This window comes from Curvibacter gracilis ATCC BAA-807 (genome assembly GCF_000518645.1).
In the GTDB taxonomy this organism is placed as follows: Bacteria; Pseudomonadota; Gammaproteobacteria; order Burkholderiales; family Burkholderiaceae_C; genus Curvibacter; species Curvibacter gracilis.
The window spans coordinates 605,319-623,706 of the sequence record NZ_KI912466.1; the positions used below are offsets into that span (position 1 = coordinate 605,319).

The window sequence follows — 18,388 nt, forward strand, 5'->3', positions numbered from 1 at the left end:
GGCGTTGAAGTCTGTGTCCTGTGCCACCATCTGTCCCCGACGAAAGGATCAGCATGAGTTCTACTGACCGTTTGCGCGCTCTGGCCGCAGCTTTGAAATCCCCCTGGGCCCCCGCTTGCCTGGGCTTGTTGTTGTGCCTGGGCCCGCTGGGCGCCAGCGCCGAAACCACGCCAGCCACCACAGCCCAACCCTCGGACGAGCAACCCAGCGAGGGCGAAGCCCTGGCGGCACGCCAGTTCCGCATGCTCGATTTCAATGGCGACGGCTACCTGTCGCGCGGCGAGGTGGCCTTGTTCCCCAAGCTGTCCAAGGCCTTTGACGCCGCCGATGCCAACCACGACGGCAAGGTGAGTTTCGAGGAAATCCGCGCCTACGCGCGTGAAGTGCGTGCCCAGAAAGAGAAGGCCGAAGCCAGCAGCAAGGCCGACACGGGCGCTGCCAAGCCCTGATCCCTGCTCCGCTCAGATCACAGCCCCATCCCGCCAAGCCCTGCGCCCATGCTCCAGCAACTGAAATCCTTCAGCGCCGTCACCGCCCGCGTCTGGGCCCTGTCCCTGCCGTATTTCAAGTCCGAGGAGCGCTGGAAGGCGCGGGGCCTGCTGGCCGCCATCGTGGGCCTGAACCTGGCTGCGGTGTTCATGCTGGTGCAGATCAATGAGTGGAACCGGGTCTTCTACGATGCACTGCAGAACAAGCAGGCCGACGTGTTCTGGCAGCAGTTGGGCCGCTTCGCCGTGCTGGCGGCGGTCTACATCGTGATCGCGGTCTACAAGTTCTACCTCACCCAATGGCTGGAGTTGCAGTGGCGGCGTTGGATGACCCGGCACTACCTGCAGCGCTGGCTGGGCCAGCACCTGTTCTACCGGCTGGAGCTGAGCCGCTTTGCCCGCGCACATGCCCAAGGCGCAACCTCGCCCGACAACCCCGATCAGCGCATCCAGGAAGACGTGAACCTGTTCACCTCGGCCTCGATCTCGCTCAGCATGGGCCTGCTCAATGCCGCGGTCACGCTGGCCAGTTTCGTGGGCATTCTGTGGGGGCTGTCGGGCAGCTTTGGCTTCTCGTGGCAGGGCAGCGACTACAGCATCCCGGGCTTCATGGTCTGGATGGCGGTGCTGTACTGCGTGGCCGGCAGTGTGACCACGCACTACATCGGCCGGCCCCTGATCGCCTTGAACTTCGGGCAGCAGAAGCTGGAGGCCGATTTCCGCAGCCACATGGGACGGGTGCGTGAATACAGCGAATCCATCGCGCTGGACCGCGGCGCTGCGGTGGAGAACCAGCAACTGGACCTGCGTTTCTCACACGTCATGCGCAACACCCTGGACCTGATGCGGGCCCAGAAGCGGCTGATCTGGTTCACCACCTTCTTCGGCCAGGCGGCCGTGGTGTTCCCCTTCATCGTCGCGGCGCCCCGCTTCTTCAGCGGCGCCATCCAGTTGGGTGAGCTGATGCAGATCGCCTCGGCCTTCGACCGGGTGCAGGGCTCGCTGAGCTGGCTGGTGGACAACTACGACTCCCTGGCCGGCTGGCGGGCCACCACCGAGCGGCTGGCCAGCTTTGAAGAAAACCTGAATGCCCAGGAGGCACCAACCCAGGGCCTCACAACGCAGACCGGGGAAGGCCTGCGCGTCGACAGGCTGAGCCTGACACTGCCCGACGGTGCCCCTCTGCTGGCCCCCAGTTCCGCCCAGGTGGCTGCGGGTGCGCAGGTGCTGCTGCAAGGCCCCTCGGGCAGCGGCAAATCGTCGCTGTTCCGTGCGCTGGCGGGCTTGTGGCCCTATGCCCAGGGCTCGATCACCCAGCCGGCCGATGTGATGTTCATCCCCCAGAAACCCTACCTGCCCAACGGCCGCCTGCGCGATGCCCTGGCCTACCCCGAGGTGGCCAGCCGCTATGACGACGCTCAGTTGCGCGAAGCCCTGGCGCAGGCCTTGCTGCCCCACCTGGGCGAGGCGCTGGACCAGGAGGACGCCTGGAGCCAGAAACTCTCGGGCGGCGAGCAGCAAAGACTGGCCCTGGCCCGGGTGTTCCTGAAGCAGCCCGCCTGGGTGATGGCCGACGAGGCCACCAGCGCCCTGGACGAAGCCAGCGAACAACTGATCTACCAGCGCCTGCTGGCACTCACCCAACGACGCGGCGGAGGCCTGGTGTCCATTGCCCACCGGCCGGCGCTGGCCGCCTTCCATGATCACCGCTGGCAACTGGAGTCGCTTCCCGGGCCCGGCCGGGAGTTCCGGCTGGTCAGCGCAGCCGCCGAGGCCACTCAGAGCGCCCCATAAAAAAACGCAGCCCGAAGGCTGCGTTGAAATTGGAAGAAACTCGCTCGCTCAAACCATCAGAAAGAATGGCGGATACCGACGCCGAAGCTGTTGCCAGTCGACTTGGCGGTGATCTTGTCGTTCATGTACACCGCGTAGATGTCGGTGCGCTTGGACAGGAAGTAGTCGTAACCGAAGCTGGCGGTCTTGCGCGAGGCGCCACCGTCGATCTTGGTCTGGGCATAGGCCGCCAGGAACTTGCCGGCCCCCACCGGAGCGGAAGCGCCGATGGAAGTGGTCTTGGCCTTGGGGGTCAGGTCGTTGTTGGCCTGGCCGTAGGTCAGGAAAGCCTTGGCCACCGAGAAGTCATACGAGCCACCCAGCATCCAGTCGGTCTTGGTGTTGAGCGGGCTGAAGGTGGTGACGGTGGGGTTGGTCAGCTGGTCACGTTCGTAGAACGCGGTCAGTGCCAGAGGGCCGTTGAAGTACAGGGCGTTGGCGCCGACGTTCTTCTTGCCCGAGTTGCCACCCGTGTCGGCCAGGTTGCTGAACTGGTAGTGCACATTGCCCGACAGGCCGCCGAACTTGGGCGTGCTGTAGATGATTTCGTTGGACCAGCCGGTGTCCGACGGCGTGGTGGCCGTCCAGCCCGTGCCGTTGAACAGGCCCACGTTGGCGTGCAGCACCAGGGGCGAGAAGGTGAAGGAGTCACCGAAGGGGTTGAAGATGACGGTGGGCAGGAAGTTGGGGGCCAGACCGCGGCCGATGGTGACGGCACCGAAATCGCCCGACAGGCCCAGGTTGGCGTCACGCGAGAAGAAGTTGTCGCCCGTGAAACGGCCCGGGGTGCCCGAGTTGATGCGCATGAACGAGGTCAGCGCAAAGTTGGCCTTGAGGCCGCCGCCCAGATCTTCGGTGCCCTTGAAGCCGACCCACGAGGTGGTCATGCCACCGCTGCCCACTTGCTTGGTGGCGCCAGAGTCACCAGCCATGCGAATGGAACCCGCAAAGCCGTCCATCAGGCCCATGACCTGAACCGAGCTTTGCGCCTGCGCGCCACCGGCCACAGCCGCCAGCGCCAACATCGACAGAAGAGATTTTTTCAAGTTTTTCTCCAGAGGTTTAAAAAACAGCACGCCATGAAAATCAATCAGACCCGGTGACTACCCGGGCATCCCTGTGCCATCGCAGCGGCTCCATGCTCCCCCGCTCGGTGGCCTGCCTGGGCCACCTGACGATCGCAAACTCAGGGACGGGGTCTGTTGACATTCTGTTGTCAGCACACGAATGAAACAGACCGTTTCAATTTAGTGACAAGCAATTGGTGGGCCATCCTGAAGGTCAGATAGTGACCATATGAAAACCGTTACACCCACTTGAACGGCTTTCAGCTAGGAAATGTATCCAAGATCAGGCCGCCGCCCTGCCCCGGGCGACCACCGGCAAGCCGCGTCACAGCGTGTCCGGGCGCCGCGCGCGTTCCTGCATGCCGCGCCGGTAGTCCACGCAGGCCTGGGTATCGGTGTTGTTGGGCTTGGCACATTCGCGGTGCATGCACAGCGTGCGCAGCAGGATGCCAACATCAGCACATAAAAGCGCACCATTTTGGTGATTTCTATCTGCCAAGGGGGCGGCAGAACGGGGGGCAGCCTCTGTCACAGCGCCCGCTTCAGCGGTTTTGGGGCTGGGCTCGTTGCGCTTCAGACGCGCTGTTGCAGAAGGTGTTGGTGCTGCGGCGGCGTTCCCCGGATGGCTGGCCGGAGCATGCGCGGCAGGCGGTGAGGTCGAACTGGCGGAAGTGGCTGCACCGGCTGCACCGGCTGAATGGGCTGAACCGGCCGGGCGCCCCGGAGCAACCGGCACGGCCGGGGCCATGGGGGCCGCTGGCGGCGAGGGCAAGACCTCTTCCAACCCCTGGCCTCGGGTCGTCTCCACCACAGGGGCCACCGGACCCGCCTCATGCGATCGCCAACCCAACCAGCCGACGCTGCCGGTCAACACCAGGGCCAGGGCGGCCCCGCCCCATCCCAGCCGCCGTGACCCGGCCACGGGTCGGCGAACGGGGGCCTGGCGCGCCGGGTCGATCGACAGATCCAGCGTCGGCTCAGGTGCGCCCACATCAGGGGCGGCGGGCACGGAGACGGCCCCATGGGCAGGCACCTCGTTGGCCATGTCCACGGTCACCTCGCCCGGCAGCCCCCGTTCCGGCAAGCGCTGAGTGACGGCCTCGGGCGCGGTCCGCGCCAACACACCGTCGGCACGGGCTGCTGGAAGCCAGAGGTCCCCGAGCTCCTGGCGCCAGTCGAAGCGGCTCAGGTTCTCGTCATCGGGGTTCAGTTGCATGCACGCGGCCAGGGCTCGGGTGCTGGCGGGCCGCATTTCGGGCCGGATCTCCAGCGCCTGACTCAAACCGTCCAGAAAAGGAGCCGAATAGCGCAGGCCGAACTCGGTCGTCAACACGCGAGCCACCTCGTGGAAGGGCTGCATGCGGTCCTTGATGATGCGGAAGGTGGCCGGGGTGGGCGCCTGGCCACACAGGCAGTCGTACACCACGGCGGCCAGCGAGTACAGGTCGGACCAGGGCCCGGGTTGCATGTCTTCGGTGTCGGCATACTGCTCGATCGGCGCGTAATGCACCTTGAGGATGGCCGTGTGCTGATGCCCCTGGCCGGCCAGGGCCCGGCGTGCCGCGCCCAGGTCGAGCAGCACCGGTGGGCCGATGTCCTGCAAGAAGATGTTGTCGGGCGACACATCCCGGTGCAAGGTCTGGTGGTCGTGCAGGCACTGCAAAGCCCCCAGCAGCCCCCCGATCACCTTGCGCAGCCAGGCCTCGGGTGGTGGCCCACGCATCTGGGAACGCGCCTGTTGCAAGGTCATGCCCTGGTAGAGCGGCATCACCATGTAGGCGGTGCCATGGGTCTCCCAGAAACGGAACACCTTGACCAGGGAGGGGTGGTCGAACGAGGCCAGCAGCCGCGCCTCGTTCAAGAAACCCTGCAGCCCGCGCTGGAAAGCCGGCGCCTCGTGGGGCGAGCGCAGCGCCACCGACAGCCCCTGCCCCCGACCGACCAGGGCACCCGGCAGGTACTCCTTGATCGCCACCGAGCGCTGGAGAGAACGATCAAATGCCTTGTAGACCAGCCCGAATCCGCCAACGCCGAGCAGGCCCTCGATGTCGAACTCGGCCAGCCGCGTGCCCGCCGGCAGGGCGTCGGCGTGGCTGGGCCCCTGAGCGGAGCGTTCGGGCGGAACGGGTGAGGACATGGCGGAAATGGGTCTGGGCGGGCGGCACGGCCACGACCATGGGGAAGGCATCCCCTGCGCGGTCTGCGGCAGGCATGGACATGCTCGCACCGCCAATTGTCCTTAATTTGACCGACGAACGGCCAAAACGGGCAAATTTCGCGCCGATCGTCGAAATTTTGGCGCGGGATTTCTTCAGATACCCCGCGCGAGGACACCGTCCAAGCCCCGGTCATGAGCCCGGGCCGTTACCATTGGCGCCATGTTCAGTTACCGTCACGCCTTCCATGCGGGCAACCACGCCGATGTGCTCAAGCACACCGTGCTGGTGTCCGCGCTCCAATACATGACCGAGAAAGACGCGGCCCTGACCGTGATCGACACCCATGGGGGCGCGGGTCTTTACAGACTGGACGGTGATTACGCCAGCACCAGCGGTGAAGCCGACACCGGCATCCGCTGCCTCGTCGACGGCCCCTTCTCGGCCCAGAACACGGCCCTGGCCGTCAAGCAAGCCCCGGCCAAGCCCGCTGCCGATGCCGCCGCCAAGCCCCTCACCCCGGCGCTGCAAAGCTACCTGGACCAGATCCGCTCCTTCAACAGCGGCAACTCGCTCAAGGTGTACCCGGGCTCGCCCTTCATCATCCAGCGCCTGCTGCGCAGCCACGACCGCCTGAAGGTGTTCGAACTGCACCCCACCGATGCCCGTTCGCTGGACGGCAACATCGCCCAGTTGGAAGTCGGCCGCCAGGTGGCGGTGCTGCGTGAAGACGGGTTTGAGGGCGTGAAGAAGTTTCTGCCGCCGCCGGCACGGCGCGCCCTGCTGCTGTGCGACCCCAGCTACGAGATCAAGACCGACTACCTGCGGGTGCAGGACCTGATCGCCGACTGCCTGAAGCGCTTTGCCACCGGCACCTATGCGGTCTGGTACCCGATCATCCCGCGCCCCGAGGCGCACGACCTGCCCAAGCGCCTGAAGACCATGGCCAACAAGGCCGGCAAGGCCTGGCTGCACGCCACGCTGACGGTGAAGTCGGGCAAGGCCGGCAGCGGCTTGCCGGCCAGCGGCATGTTCCTGATCAACCCGCCCTTCACGCTCAAGGCCATTCTCAAGGAAGCCCTGCCTCAGATGGTGGAGCTGATGGGCCAGGACCGGGGCGCGGGCTTCACGCTGGACAGCGGGGGCTGAAGCCCCACATCACACGTGCCCTGAGCGGCCTCAGTTGCCGCAGGGCAGGCCGGTCACCACCGGCAGCGACAGCGCCACCTCCTTGATGCCCACGCCCATCAGATCAAGGGCGATGGCCGCCGCACGGCTCACGTCGATGATGCGCCCCATGGTGTGGGGCCCGCGGTCGTTGATGCGCACCAGCACTTCCTTGCCGTTGTTGAGGTTGCGCACGCAAACCCGGGTGCCGAAGGGCAGGGTGCGGTGCGCGGCGGTCATGGCGTTCATGTTGAAACGCTCACCGCTGGCGGTGCGACGGCGGTGCAACTCGATGCCGTACCACGATGCGCCACCGCGCTCGAAATACACCTCATCGGGTGCCATCAAGGTGCTCAAAGGGTCGCCGGGCGGCTCGTCCGGCTCCTCCTCCGATGGGCTGCCTGCAGCCTCCAGCCGAGTGGCCAGCGGCAGCTCCACCCCGGCAAAACCAGGCTGGGCCGCCCAGGCCGACAACGGGTGAGCGACCAGCACCACCACCAACATCAGCCCGCGCAGCCAGCCCGGCGCCCCCATGGGTTCAGCGCGCTGCAGGCGCCGCATCGGCCACCAGGCCCAACCGATCCAGCAAGGCCAGGGTGCTGACACTCTGGTTCATGGTGTAGAAGTGCAGCGCCGGTGCACCGCCCTGGCGCAGTTGCTCGCACAGCCGGGTCACGACATCCAGGCCAAAAGCCTTGATCGACTCCACATCGTCGCCAAACCCCTGCAGACGCAGGCGGATCCAGCGCGGAATCTCGGCGCCGCAGGCGTCCGAGAAGCGCATCAGCTGGGTTGAACTGGTGATGGGCATGATGCCCGGCACCACCGGCACCTGCAGACCCAGCTTGCGGCTTTCGTCGACAAAGCGGAAGTAGGCATCGGCGTTGTAGAAGTACTGGGTGATGGCCGCATCCGCGCCGGCACGCACCTTGGCCGCATAGGCCTGCAGGTCGGCCTCGGGCGAACGGGCCTGGGGGTGCACCTCCGGGTAGGCCGCCACTTCGATGTGGAAGTCGTGCCCCGTCTCGGCCCGGATGAAGGCCACCAGATCGCTGGCATATTGGAATTCGCCGCCCGCGCCATAGCCGCTGGGCAGGTCACCGCGCAGCGCCACCAGGCGCTTCACGCCCATGGCCTTCAGGGTGGCCAGTTGCTCGCGCACCGAGGCCCGTGTGGCGCCGATGCACGAGAAATGCGAGGCTGCGCTGCAGCCCTCCGACAGAATCTCACGCACGGTGGCAAAAGTGCCCTCTTGCGTGGAACCACCAGCCCCGTAGGTGACCGAGCAGAACTCGGGCCGGCGGCTGTAGAGCGCCTGACGCACGGTGCGCAGCTTGGCCGCCCCCTCGGGCGTCTTGGGGGGGAAGAACTCGAAACTGACCGGCAGCTGGGCCAAGCCTGCTGCACTGGATGTGGACGCGCTCATGCCGCCCTCCTTGAGTGAATGAAGAATTCGCGGTTGCCATCGCCGCCGCTGATCGGGCTGTCCAACCAGGCCAGCACCTGCAGCCCCAGTTCCTGACAAGCATCGCGCAGTCGCTTTTCGACCACGGCGAACAGTTCCGGGTCACGCACGATGCCGCCTTTGCCCACCTGACCGGGTTGCAGTTCAAACTGCGGCTTGACCAGCATGAGCAGTTCGCCGCCCACGCCCAGCATGGGCATCAGCGCCGGCAGCACCAGGGTCAGCGAGATGAAGGACAGGTCGCCCGTGATGAAGTCGAACTGGCCATCAAACGGGCCGCGCGGGCTTTCCAGCCCTTCGCAGTGCTCCATCAGCTCCAGCGTGGTCAGGTGGCGGGCATTGACCTGCTCGATGCAGGTGACGCGCTCATCAAAGCGCAGGCGCTCGTACAACTGCCCCTGCCCCACGTCGACGCCCACCACATGGGCGGCGCCGGCCTGCAGCAGGCAGTCGGTGAAGCCGCCGGTGGATTGGCCCACGTCCAGGCAGAGCTTGCCGGCCACCGACAGGCCGGTGGCTTGCAGGGCGCCTTCCAGCTTGAGACCGCCGCGCGACACATAACGCGCCTCGGCGGTGTCGACCAGCTCGATCAGGGCGCTGTCGGGCAGCTCCTGGCCGTTCTTCAGCACCGCCACCCAGGGCGAGGCCTCGCTGGGGCGCCATTGGACGCCCGCCGCGATGAGGCGCGAGGCCTGCGACCGGGAAACGGCCAGGCCGCGCTCCACCAACAACTGATCAGCTCGCATGAAATCCTTAAAAATGAAACACCGTGGGCCAGGGCGCCCGCCCTGCCCGCCCGAAAAACCGGGCAGGCCCCATCGCAAGAATGCCACGGCCCCGCGCTGGGGCTGGCAGCATCCTCCGATCACAGATCGATCACGGACCGATCAGAGACCGATCAATAGCGGTAGGTATCGGGCTTGTAAGGGCCTTGCTTGGGCACGCCGATGTAGGCGGCCTGCTCGTCGGTCAGCTCGGACAGCATGGCGCCGACCTTCTTCAGGTGCAGGCGGGCCACCTTTTCGTCGAGGTGCTTGGGCAGCACATAGACCTTGCCGCTTTCGTAGAAATCGCTGTGCGTGAACAGTTCGATCTGGGCGATGGTCTGGTTGGCAAAGCTGGAGCTCATCACGAAGCTGGGGTGGCCGGTGGCACAGCCCAGGTTCACCAGACGGCCCTTGGCCAACATGATGATCTTCTTGCCGTCCGGGAAGATGATGTGATCGACCTGGGGCTTGATCTCTTCCCACTCGTACTTCTCGACCGAGGCGATGTCGATCTCGTTGTCGAAGTGGCCGATGTTGCAGACGATGGCCTGGTCCTTCATCTTGGCCATGTGGTCGTGCGTGATGACGTGCTTGTTGCCGGTGCAGGTGACGAAGATGTCGCACTTGTCGGCGGCGTAGTCCATGGTCACGACCTTGTAGCCTTCCATCGCGGCTTGCAGCGCGTTGATGGGGTCGATTTCAGTGACCCACACCTGGGCCGACAGGGCGCGCAGGGCCTGGGCGCTGCCCTTGCCCACATCGCCGTAGCCGGCCACACAGGCCACCTTGCCGGCGATCATCACGTCGGTGGCGCGCTTGATGCCGTCCACCAGCGACTCGCGGCAGCCGTACAGGTTGTCGAACTTGCTCTTGGTCACCGAGTCGTTCACGTTGATGGCGCGGAACATCAGGCTGCCCTTGGCCGACATTTCCTTCAGGCGGTGCACACCGGTGGTGGTTTCTTCGGTCACGCCGATGATGTGGGCGCTCTTGCGGCTGTACCAGGTCGGGTCTTGGGCCAGCTTGGCCTTGATGGCAGCGAACAGGCAGGTTTCTTCTTCGCTGGTCGGGTTGGCCAGCAGGGACGGATCGGTCTCGGCGCGCTTGCCCAGGTGCATCAGCAGCGTGGCGTCACCCCCGTCGTCCAGGATCATGTTGGGGCCTTCGCCTTCGGTGCCGGCAGCGCCGAAATCGAAGATGCGGTGGGTGTAATCCCAGTAGTCGGTCAGGCTTTCACCCTTGATGGCGAACACCGGGGTGCCCGAGGCGGCGATCGCGGCCGCGGCGTGATCCTGGGTCGAGAAGATGTTGCACGACGCCCAGCGCACGGTGGCGCCCAGGGCCTGCAGGGTTTCGATCAGCACCGCGGTCTGGATCGTCATGTGCAGCGAGCCGGTGATGCGGGCGCCCTTGAGCGGCTGCTGGGCCTTGAACTCCTCACGGATGGCCATCAGACCGGGCATTTCGGTCTCGGCGATCTTGATTTCCTTGCGGCCCCAATCGGCCAGGCCGATGTCGGTGATCGCGCAATCGGCGTTGAGTGCGGGGGTGCTGCGTGCGTTCATGGTTTGCTCCAAAACATGTTTGAAAAAACCACTTGCCGGGGCGAAAAAAACTCATCGCACGGGAAGTGGATGAGCGTCGTTGCGTAGATGGTCCGAGCCTCACGCCCCGCTGTGCTGGGGGCGCTGCAACGCTCCTCGGATGGCGGCATTTTAGTTGCAAAACGCCGTTTGTCACCCCAATGTCCCCAGATCGGCCTCAGGCAGAGGCCCATCCGCAGCCCCCACTGCGCCTTAGCCGGGCTGCAAAGCCGGCATGGCCTCCCGCGGGATGATGGCCCCGGGCCAAGCAATCACGGCCCCCGAAACCCGGTGCGCCAGGGCGGCGGCCTCCGGGATCGAGCCCCCCCTCAGGCGACCGGCCAGGTAGCCGGCCGCGAAGGAGTCGCCCGCAGCACTGGTGTCGACCACCCGCGCCACCGGCTGGGTCGGCACATGCCATTGGCCGGCTTCGGTGGCCACCACACAGGGGCGGGCCCCTTGCTTGACCACCACTTCGCGGCATCCCAGGCCCAGACTGCGCTGCACTGCCTGCTGGGCAGGGTGCGGCCCGTACAGCAGGGTTTCATCGTCCAGCGTCAGCAGGGCGACATCGGCCAGGGCCAGCACGCGCTCGTGAGCCTCACGGGCCTGATCCGCACGCCACAGTGCGGGCCTGAAGTTGTTGTCAAACCAGATCAACCCGCCGGCGCGCCGGAAGGCGGCCAGGGCCTCGAACAAGGCCTCGCGCCGCGCTGGTGGAAACAGGGCCAGCGTGATGCCCGACAGGTAGAGCACATCGATCTGGGACGGGTTCAGCAAGGTGGCGAAATCAAGCTCGCCGCCAAAGTAGTGGCGGGCGGCGCTGTCGTTGCGCCAATAGAAGAACCGCCGCTCACCCCGGTCATCGGTCTCGATCAGGTACAGACCGGGCGCACGCCCGGGCAGGCGGGCCACCCGCTCGGTGAACAAGCCCTCGTCCTGCCACTGGCTCAGCAAGCCGTCGCTCAGCGGATCATCGCCCAGCGCGGTGGCGTAGTGCACCTCGGCGGGCCAACCCTGCAACAGCCGCGCCAGGTAGATCGCCGTGTTCAGGGTATCGCCCCCGTAACGGCGCTTCAGGGGCTGCCCGCCGATTTCGATCATGCACTCGCCCAGCGACACGATGTGCACGGGCCCGGCGCTGGCAGCGGCCGGAAAATGGGAACTCATCGCGCCAGACCCCTGCTCAGGCGGCCTCGGGCCGCCGGTAGGCCACGCAATCCACCTCGACGCGGCAGTCGATGACCATGGGGGACACCACACAGGCGCGGGCCGGCGGGTGCTCGCCGAAATAGCTCATGAACACCCGGTTGAACGAAGCGAAGTCACGCGGGTCGTCCAGCCAGACGCCGCAACGCACCACATGCTCGGGGCCATAGCCGGCCTCGGCCAGCACGGCCAGCACGTTGCGGATGGCCTGGTGAGACTGGGCCACGATGCCGCCGTCGATCACCTCGCCATCGCGCATCGGGGTCTGGCCCGACACGAACAACCACCCGTCAGCTTGGGCGGCACGGGCAAACGGCATCTTCTGGCCGCCTGTGCCATCGGCGACGCCATAACGCTGGATATCGGACATGAGAAAACTCCTTCTTTCTTGAAATCAATGACACGCAGTGAAGCGCTGTGAAACCTGGGTGGGCGGGCCCCGGGCGGCTGGTCAGGCCTGGGCCTCAAGCCGCTGCGGGGCCGCAGCAAAGCGGGCGGGCAGATCGGACGAACGAGACAGAAAGCGCCCGGCCCGGGCGCCGGTGGCCTGCCCCTGGCGGTACGACAGCACGCCGTTGACCCACACCGCCTCGATGCCGGTGGCGCGCTGCTGGGGCTTGTCGAAGGTGGCGGTGTCTTGCACCGTGCGGGGGTTGAACAAGACCAGATCCGCCCAGTACCCCTGTGCAATGCGGCCCCGCTGCTCCAAGCCATAGCGGGCTGCCGACAGGCCGGTCATCTTGCGCAGCGCTTCGGGCAAGGCCAACAGGCCCTGCTCGCGGGCGTAATGGCCCAGCACCCGGGGAAAGGCCCCCCACAGCCGCGGATGCGGATGGGGGTCTTCGGGCAGCCCATCCGAGCCCACCATGGACATCGGGTGGGACAGGATGCGACGCACATCGCCCTCGTTCATGCCGTGGTACACCGCGCCCGCAGGCTGCAGCCGGCGCGCCGCCTCCAGCAGGCCGACCTGCCAGGTGCGCGCGATGGCGGCCAGGGTCTGCCCGGCCATGTCGGGGTGGGGTGTGGACCAGGTGATGAAGATGTCGAACTCGTCGGTCACCTGCTTGAGGTCGAGCGTGGACGAACTGGCGGCATAGGGATAGCAGTCGCAACCCACGGGCTGCAGGCGGGCTGCGCCCTCCATGGCCGCCAGCACCTCGGTGCTGCGCCCCCAGTTGCGGGCACCCGCGCACTTGAGGTGCGACACGATCAGGGGGCTGGGCCCGTGGCGGGCCACGTCAAAGGCTTCGGCCAGGGCGTCCAGGATGGGCTCGAACTCGCTGCGCAAATGGGTGGTGTAGAGGGCCCCATGGGCCGCCACCTCGGCCACCAGGCGCTTGAGTTCGTCGGTGCTGGCGGCAAAGGCCGAGGCATAGGCCAGCCCGGTGCTCAAGCCCAGGGCCCCGGCCGCCAGGCTGTCGGCCAGCTCCAGCCGCATGGCCTCGATTTCGGCCGGGTGGGCGGCCCGGTCCAGGTCGTCCAGGTGATTGCTGCGCAAGGCCGTGTGCCCGACCAGAGCGGCCACATTGACCGCCGGCTGCGCCGCCTCGATGGCCTTTCGATAATCGTCGAAGCGCGGGTAACGGAACGCCGAATCCGGCCCCAGCAGGTTCATGGGGTCGGGCGCGCTGCCGCGCAGGCGCACCGGCGACGCGCTGATGCCGCAATTGCCCACCACCACCGTGGTCACGCCCTGGCTGATCTTGGGCAGCATCTCGGGCTGGCGGATCACCACGGTGTCATCGTGGGTGTGCACGTCGATGAAGCCGGGCGCCAGCGCCAGGCCCTGGGCATCGACCTCGACCCGGGCGGCGGGACGGGGCTCGTCACCTCGGAACAGGCACAGCCGGCCGGCGGAGTCCACCCCCACGTCAGCCCACTCGCCTGGGCGGCCCGTGCCGTCGTACACCGTGGCGTGGCGGATCAGTGTGTCGAGCCTGTCGAGGGTACTCATCACAGCACCCCGGCCAGGGCCCACACCAGGCCAAACGCCACCACCGAGATCAAGGTCTCGAGCACCGTCCAGGTCTTCAGGGTCTGCCCGACACTCATGTTGAAGTACTCCTTGATCAGCCAGAAGCCGCCGTCGTTGACGTGCGACAGGATCAGCGAGCCGGCACCGGTGGCCAGCACCAGCAACTCAGGATGGGGGTAGTGCATGGCCAGCGCGATCGGCGCCACGATGCCGGCCGAGGTGGTCATGGCCACGGTGGCCGAACCGGTGGCCACCCGCATCAAGGCGGCCAGCAGCCAGCCCAGCAGCAGGGGCGACAGCTGGAAGGCCGCCGACAGGGCCACGATCTGCGTGGTCACGCCCGAATCCACCAGGATGCGGTTGAGGCCCCCACCCGCCCCCACCAGCAAGGTGATGCCCGCCGTCGGCGCCAGGCATTCCTGCGAGAACTTGAGCACGTCTTCGCGTGAAAAGCCGCGCGCCAGACCCAGGGTCCAGAAACTGACCACGGTGGCAATCAGCAAGGCGATCACCGAATTGCCGATGAACAGCAGAAAGCCGTTCAGTGTGCTGCCGGCCGGCGCCAGCACCGGGGCCCAACCGCCCAGCAGCATCAGCGCCACCGGCAGCAGCACGGTGAACATGGTGATGCCGAAACCCGGCAGCGAGCGAGCCCCGGCGTCGCGGTCGGTGAACTGGTCGGCCATCGGGTTGTGGCTGGGCAGTACGATGCGCGGAGCGATGAACTTGGCGAACAGCGGGCCGGCGATGATGGCGGTGGGCACACCGACCAGGATCGCGTAGGCCACCGTCTTGCCCACTTCGGCACCATAGGCGCCCACCGCCATCATGGCGGCGGGGTGCGGCGGCACCAGACCGTGCACCACCGACAGGCCGGCCACCATGGGCAGCCCCACCATCAGCATCGACACCCCTGTGCGCCGGGCCACCGTGAAGGCGATCGGGATCAGCAGCACAAAGCCCACCTCGAAGAACAGGGGCAGGCCGCAGACAAAGGCGATGCAGACCATGGCCCAGTGGGCGTTGCGCTCGCCGAACCGGTCGATCAGCGTGAGCGCAATGCGGTCTGCGCCCCCGGACTCGGCCATCATCTTGCCCAGCATGGTGCCCAAGGCCACCACCAGGGCAATGTGCCCCAGGGTTTTGCCGACGCCGGTCTCATAGGCCGCCATGATGTCCTTGGCCGGCATGCCGGCCACCAGGGCCAGCCCCAGGGAGACCAGGGTCAGCACGATGAAGGGATTGATGCGGTAGCGTGCAATCAGCAGCACCAGCGCCACGATGGCGATGAGCGCATAGAGCAGCAAAGACGGGTTGGCGACAGCAGGCACAGGGTCTCCTTGGTTGTTGTTTCTTGGGGCAAGCGGTTCAAGCGTTTCAAACGGTTCAATGGGCGCCCTCCGCAAGGCGGCGTCGACGTGCCGACCCAGCGCGGCCTGGCATGCAGGTCCCGCGTTGCGCTCAGGCACGTTGGCAGCGGGTCAGGGCCTGGGCGTCAGAACAGGGTCTCGACGGCGCTCAGCACCTGGTAGTGCTCGTCCACCAGCAGCAGCTGACGCCATTTGTCGAAGGTCAGGCAGGGGTGGGAGATGTCGAAGATCAGGATGTCGCCCACCCGCAGGTCGGCGCCCTCGGGCACGCTCATGAAGGCGTGCTGATCCATCATCGCGGTCAGCACCCAATCCTCGGGGGCGGGCCGCACCCCGGCAAAGCCGCCCGGGCGGGCCTGCAGGCTCACGCTGGGCAGGCCCGCATCGAAGGCCGCGTCGCGCTTGCCCAGCGCGATGATGGCGCGCCCGGGCTCCGGCAAGGACTGCACATGGGCACACAGCTGCAGGGCCGGCAACAGGCTTTGCCCCATCTCGCGCGCCACGGGGTTGTCGGCCCGGATGCGGCGCTCGGCGGCGCGGTAGATGCCCACGTCGTGGGTCAGGTAGCAACCCGGACGCAGCACCACGTCCATTGTGCAGCCCAGGTCCTGCCCCGAAAACACCTCGGCCACCACGTCAAACCAGGCCGAGCCGGCCCCCGACAGCAGCACCGTGTCCTCGGCAAAGCGCTGCTCGGCCGCCAGTGCCCGGGTGCGCTCCAGCACCTGCTGCAAAAAGCCCCGGATCGCCTCCGTCTGCTGCAACACCCCTTCGTAGACCTCCACCCCGACCAGGGCCAGGGCGCGCGGCCAGCGGGCCAGGGCAGCCAGGCATTCGGCCTCCTGGGCGGCATCACGCACCCCGGTGCGACCACCCGGAACGCCGTACTCGATCAGCACCCGCAGGCGTTGCCCCACCTCGGTGAAGAAATGCCCCAGCGCATCGATGTTGGCCGCCGAATCGACAATGCAGCAAAAGCTGAAATCCGGGTCTTGCGCCTGGATGCGTGCGATCAGCGCCATGTTGCCGCGCCCCACCAGTTGGTTGGCCATCAGGATGCGGCGCACACCGTGGCGGTAGGCGGCATTCACTTGCGAGGCTGTTGCCAGCGTGATGCCCCAGGCGCCGTGCTCCAGCTGCCGATGGAACAGTGCCGGGCTCATGGTGGTTTTGCCGTGTGGTGCCAGCTTCACGCCATAGCGGGCCATGAAGGACTGCATCCAACGCAGGTTGTGCTCGATGCAGCTTTCGCGCAGCACGGCCACCGGCAGGCTCACCTCGTCGTCAAGAATGCGCCATTGCAGGTCCTTGAGCTGGGCCAGCGTGCATCCGTCCGGTGCGGCACCCAGGCCCTTGGTGTCGAAGTTCAGGTGATTGTGGGAAAAGAGGGCTGCAGTGGTCATCGTCGATCCTGGTCTAGCCCGGATTCTTGGCGATGGCAGCCGTTTCGCGTGCGGGATTTTCAAACACTTGTGGCTCGCAACACATGGACACATGAGTGCCTCTTTCGACGACGGTCCGGGCCAAGCCGGTAAAATCGGCCCCCACGGGCCAGGCTCAGGCCACCGCCCTTGGCTCCATCCAAGCTTGGATCCGCCCCCTGGCGGCTGCCGGCCAGCCCTGAGCGCTTGCCGGCCAGGCCACGACAACCCTCTGCCTCACTCGGACAAAGACCTTGAGCTTTCTCGAAGAAACCCGCCGCCGTCGCACTTTCGCGATCATCTCCCACCCGGACGCGGGCAAGACCACGCTGACTGAAAAGCTGCTGCTGTTCTCGGGCGCGATCCAGATCGCCGGCTCGGTGAAGGCGCGCAAGGCCAGCCGCCATGCCACCTCGGACTGGATGGAGATCGAAAAGCAGCGCGGCATCTCGGTGGCCTCGTCGGTGATGCAGATGCTGTACCGCGACCATGTGATCAACCTGCTCGACACCCCCGGCCACAAGGACTTCTCGGAAGACACCTACCGGGTGCTGACGGCCGTCGATTCGGCCTTGATGGTGATCGACGCCGCCAACGGCGTGGAATCGCAGACCCGCCGACTGATCGAGGTGTGCCGTCAGCGCGACACCCCCATCCTCACCTTCGTCAACAAGATGGACCGTGAGGTGCGCGAGCCGCTGGACATCCTCGACGAGGTGGAGCGCGAGCTGGGCATGCCCTGCGTGCCCATGACCTGGCCCGTGGGCCAGGGCAAGAGCTTTGCCGGCATCATCAACCTGCGCACCCAGGCCATGACGGTGTTCGAGGCCGGCAGCGAACGCCTGCCGCATGACTTCGAATCCATCCCGCTGTCCGAGCGCGACACCCTGGTCAAGCGCTTCGGCAGCGAATTCGAGGCCGCGGTGGAAGCCATGGAGCTGGCCACCGGCGCCTCGCCCAGCTACGACCACGACGCCTTCCTGGCCGGCAAGCAGACCCCGGTGTTCTTCGGCTCGGGGGTGAACAACTTCGGGGTGATGGAGGTGCTCGACGCCCTGGTCGATCTGGCCCCGCCCCCCCAATCGCGCAAGAGCACGGTGATCGTGAACCGCCAGCCGGTCGAAAAGGTGATCCAGCCCGAGGACGATGCGTTTTCGGGCGTGGTGTTCAAGGTGCAGGCCAACATGGACGCCAACCACCGCGACCGCATCGCCTTTGTGCGCATGGCCTCGGGCAAGTACACCCCGGGCATGAAGCTGCGCGTGCAGCGCACGGCCAAGGAACTGAGGCCCACCAGCGTGGTGACCTTTCTGTCGCAGCGCCGGGAGGCGGTGGACGAGGCCTATGCCGGCGACATCATCGGCTTCACCACCCATGGCGGCGTGCAACTGGGCGACACCATCACCGACGGCGCCAGCCTGCAGTTCACCGGCCTGCCCTTCTTTGCGCCCGAGCTGTTCATGAACGTGATCCTCAAGAACCCACTGCGCACCAAGCAGTTGCAACAAGGCCTGGCCCAGCTGGGCGAAGAAGGTGCCATCCAGGTCTTCAAGCCCGACATGGGCGGTGCCATGCTGCTCGGTGCCGTGGGTCAGCTGCAGTTTGAAGTGGTACAACACCGCCTCAAGACCGAGTACGACGCCGACGTGCGCCTGGAAAGCAGCCAGTACACCGGCGCCCGCTGGATCACCGCCGACACGCCCGCAGAACTGAAGGCCTTCACCGACGCCTACCCGATGCGCCTGGCCCACGACGCGGCCAATACCCTGGCCTACCTGTGCACCTCGCCCTACGACGTGCGCCTGGCCCAGGAACGTTTCCCGAAGATCCATTTCCACCCCCTGCGAGAACACGCTGGCCTGGCGCTGCAGACGGCGGGTTGAG

Annotated in this window: 15 protein-coding genes and 1 riboswitch; of the genes, 4 read left to right on the top strand and 11 right to left on the bottom strand. The window is 66.4% G+C overall.

What is annotated here, in order from left to right; all coding sequences use genetic code 11:
* The first annotated feature begins 53 nt into the window (after positions 1-53).
* On the top strand, positions 54-449 hold the full coding sequence (locus tag L880_RS0128405; protein ID WP_084461709.1) for an EF-hand domain-containing protein: 396 nt from the start codon (positions 54-56) through the stop codon (positions 447-449).
* A gap of 48 nt (positions 450-497) precedes the next feature.
* Positions 498-2,282: an ABC transporter ATP-binding protein/permease gene (locus L880_RS33845; RefSeq protein ID WP_043330845.1), complete on the top strand. Its 1,785-nt coding sequence runs from the start codon at positions 498-500 to the stop codon at positions 2,280-2,282.
* A 56-nt stretch (positions 2,283-2,338) separates the two neighbouring features.
* Here L880_RS33845 and L880_RS0128415 read toward each other — a convergent pair whose 3' ends face one another.
* Complete coding sequence (locus L880_RS0128415) at positions 2,339-3,367, bottom strand: porin (protein WP_027478477.1); 1,029 nt, start codon at positions 3,365-3,367, stop codon at positions 2,339-2,341.
* Between the two features lie 346 nt (positions 3,368-3,713).
* A complete protein-coding gene (locus tag L880_RS0128425) occupies positions 3,714-5,525 on the bottom strand; it encodes a serine/threonine protein kinase (RefSeq protein ID WP_027478478.1) in 1,812 nt (603 codons plus the stop codon).
* A gap of 241 nt (positions 5,526-5,766) precedes the next feature.
* Between L880_RS0128425 and L880_RS0128430 the strand changes: the two genes are divergently transcribed.
* Entirely contained in the window at positions 5,767-6,693 is a 927-nt protein-coding gene (locus L880_RS0128430; RefSeq protein ID WP_027478479.1) for a 23S rRNA (adenine(2030)-N(6))-methyltransferase RlmJ, read from the top strand.
* A 30-nt stretch (positions 6,694-6,723) separates the two neighbouring features.
* Here the strand turns inward: L880_RS0128430 and L880_RS33850 are convergent, their stop codons facing one another.
* The 9 genes from L880_RS33850 to L880_RS0128475 form a co-directional block, all read right to left on the bottom strand.
* Positions 6,724-7,272 (bottom strand): septal ring lytic transglycosylase RlpA family protein, encoded by a 549-nt coding sequence (locus tag L880_RS33850; RefSeq protein WP_169737813.1) that lies wholly within the window; start codon positions 7,270-7,272, stop codon positions 6,724-6,726.
* Positions 7,250-8,137, bottom strand: a complete 888-nt coding sequence (metF, locus tag L880_RS0128440; RefSeq protein ID WP_027478480.1) for a methylenetetrahydrofolate reductase [NAD(P)H] — start codon at positions 8,135-8,137, stop codon at positions 7,250-7,252. Before metF ends, L880_RS33850 begins: the two co-directional genes overlap by 23 nt.
* Entirely contained in the window at positions 8,134-8,922 is a 789-nt protein-coding gene (locus L880_RS0128445) for a TlyA family RNA methyltransferase (protein ID WP_027478481.1), read from the bottom strand. Before L880_RS0128445 ends, metF begins: the two co-directional genes overlap by 4 nt.
* A gap of 152 nt (positions 8,923-9,074) precedes the next feature.
* Entirely contained in the window at positions 9,075-10,508 is a 1,434-nt protein-coding gene (ahcY, locus tag L880_RS0128450; protein ID WP_027478482.1) for an adenosylhomocysteinase, read from the bottom strand.
* A gap of 64 nt (positions 10,509-10,572) precedes the next feature.
* A riboswitch (S-adenosyl-L-homocysteine riboswitch) is annotated at positions 10,573-10,651 on the bottom strand.
* A gap of 88 nt (positions 10,652-10,739) precedes the next feature.
* Positions 10,740-11,696 carry a sugar kinase gene (locus tag L880_RS0128455; protein ID WP_043330847.1) on the bottom strand — a complete coding sequence of 319 codons (957 nt, stop codon included), beginning with the start codon at positions 11,694-11,696 and terminating at the stop codon, positions 10,740-10,742.
* 16 nt (positions 11,697-11,712) lie between these two features.
* Positions 11,713-12,096, bottom strand: coding sequence for a RidA family protein (locus L880_RS0128460; protein WP_027478484.1), 384 nt, complete (start codon positions 12,094-12,096; stop codon positions 11,713-11,715).
* A 90-nt stretch (positions 12,097-12,186) separates the two neighbouring features.
* Positions 12,187-13,692: an N-acyl-D-amino-acid deacylase family protein gene (locus tag L880_RS0128465; protein WP_043330937.1), complete on the bottom strand. Its 1,506-nt coding sequence runs from the start codon at positions 13,690-13,692 to the stop codon at positions 12,187-12,189.
* Positions 13,692-15,044 carry a GntT/GntP/DsdX family permease gene (locus tag L880_RS0128470; protein WP_027478486.1) on the bottom strand — a complete coding sequence of 451 codons (1,353 nt, stop codon included), beginning with the start codon at positions 15,042-15,044 and terminating at the stop codon, positions 13,692-13,694. Before L880_RS0128470 ends, L880_RS0128465 begins: the two co-directional genes overlap by 1 nt.
* Positions 15,045-15,208: 164 nt before the next feature.
* Entirely contained in the window at positions 15,209-16,486 is a 1,278-nt protein-coding gene (locus L880_RS0128475; protein WP_027478487.1) for an amino acid deaminase, read from the bottom strand.
* A gap of 272 nt (positions 16,487-16,758) precedes the next feature.
* Here L880_RS0128475 and L880_RS0128480 point away from each other — a divergent pair, with 272 nt between their 5' ends.
* Positions 16,759-18,387 (top strand): peptide chain release factor 3, encoded by a 1,629-nt coding sequence (locus tag L880_RS0128480; protein ID WP_027478488.1) that lies wholly within the window; start codon positions 16,759-16,761, stop codon positions 18,385-18,387.
* Position 18,388 lies beyond the last annotated feature (1 nt).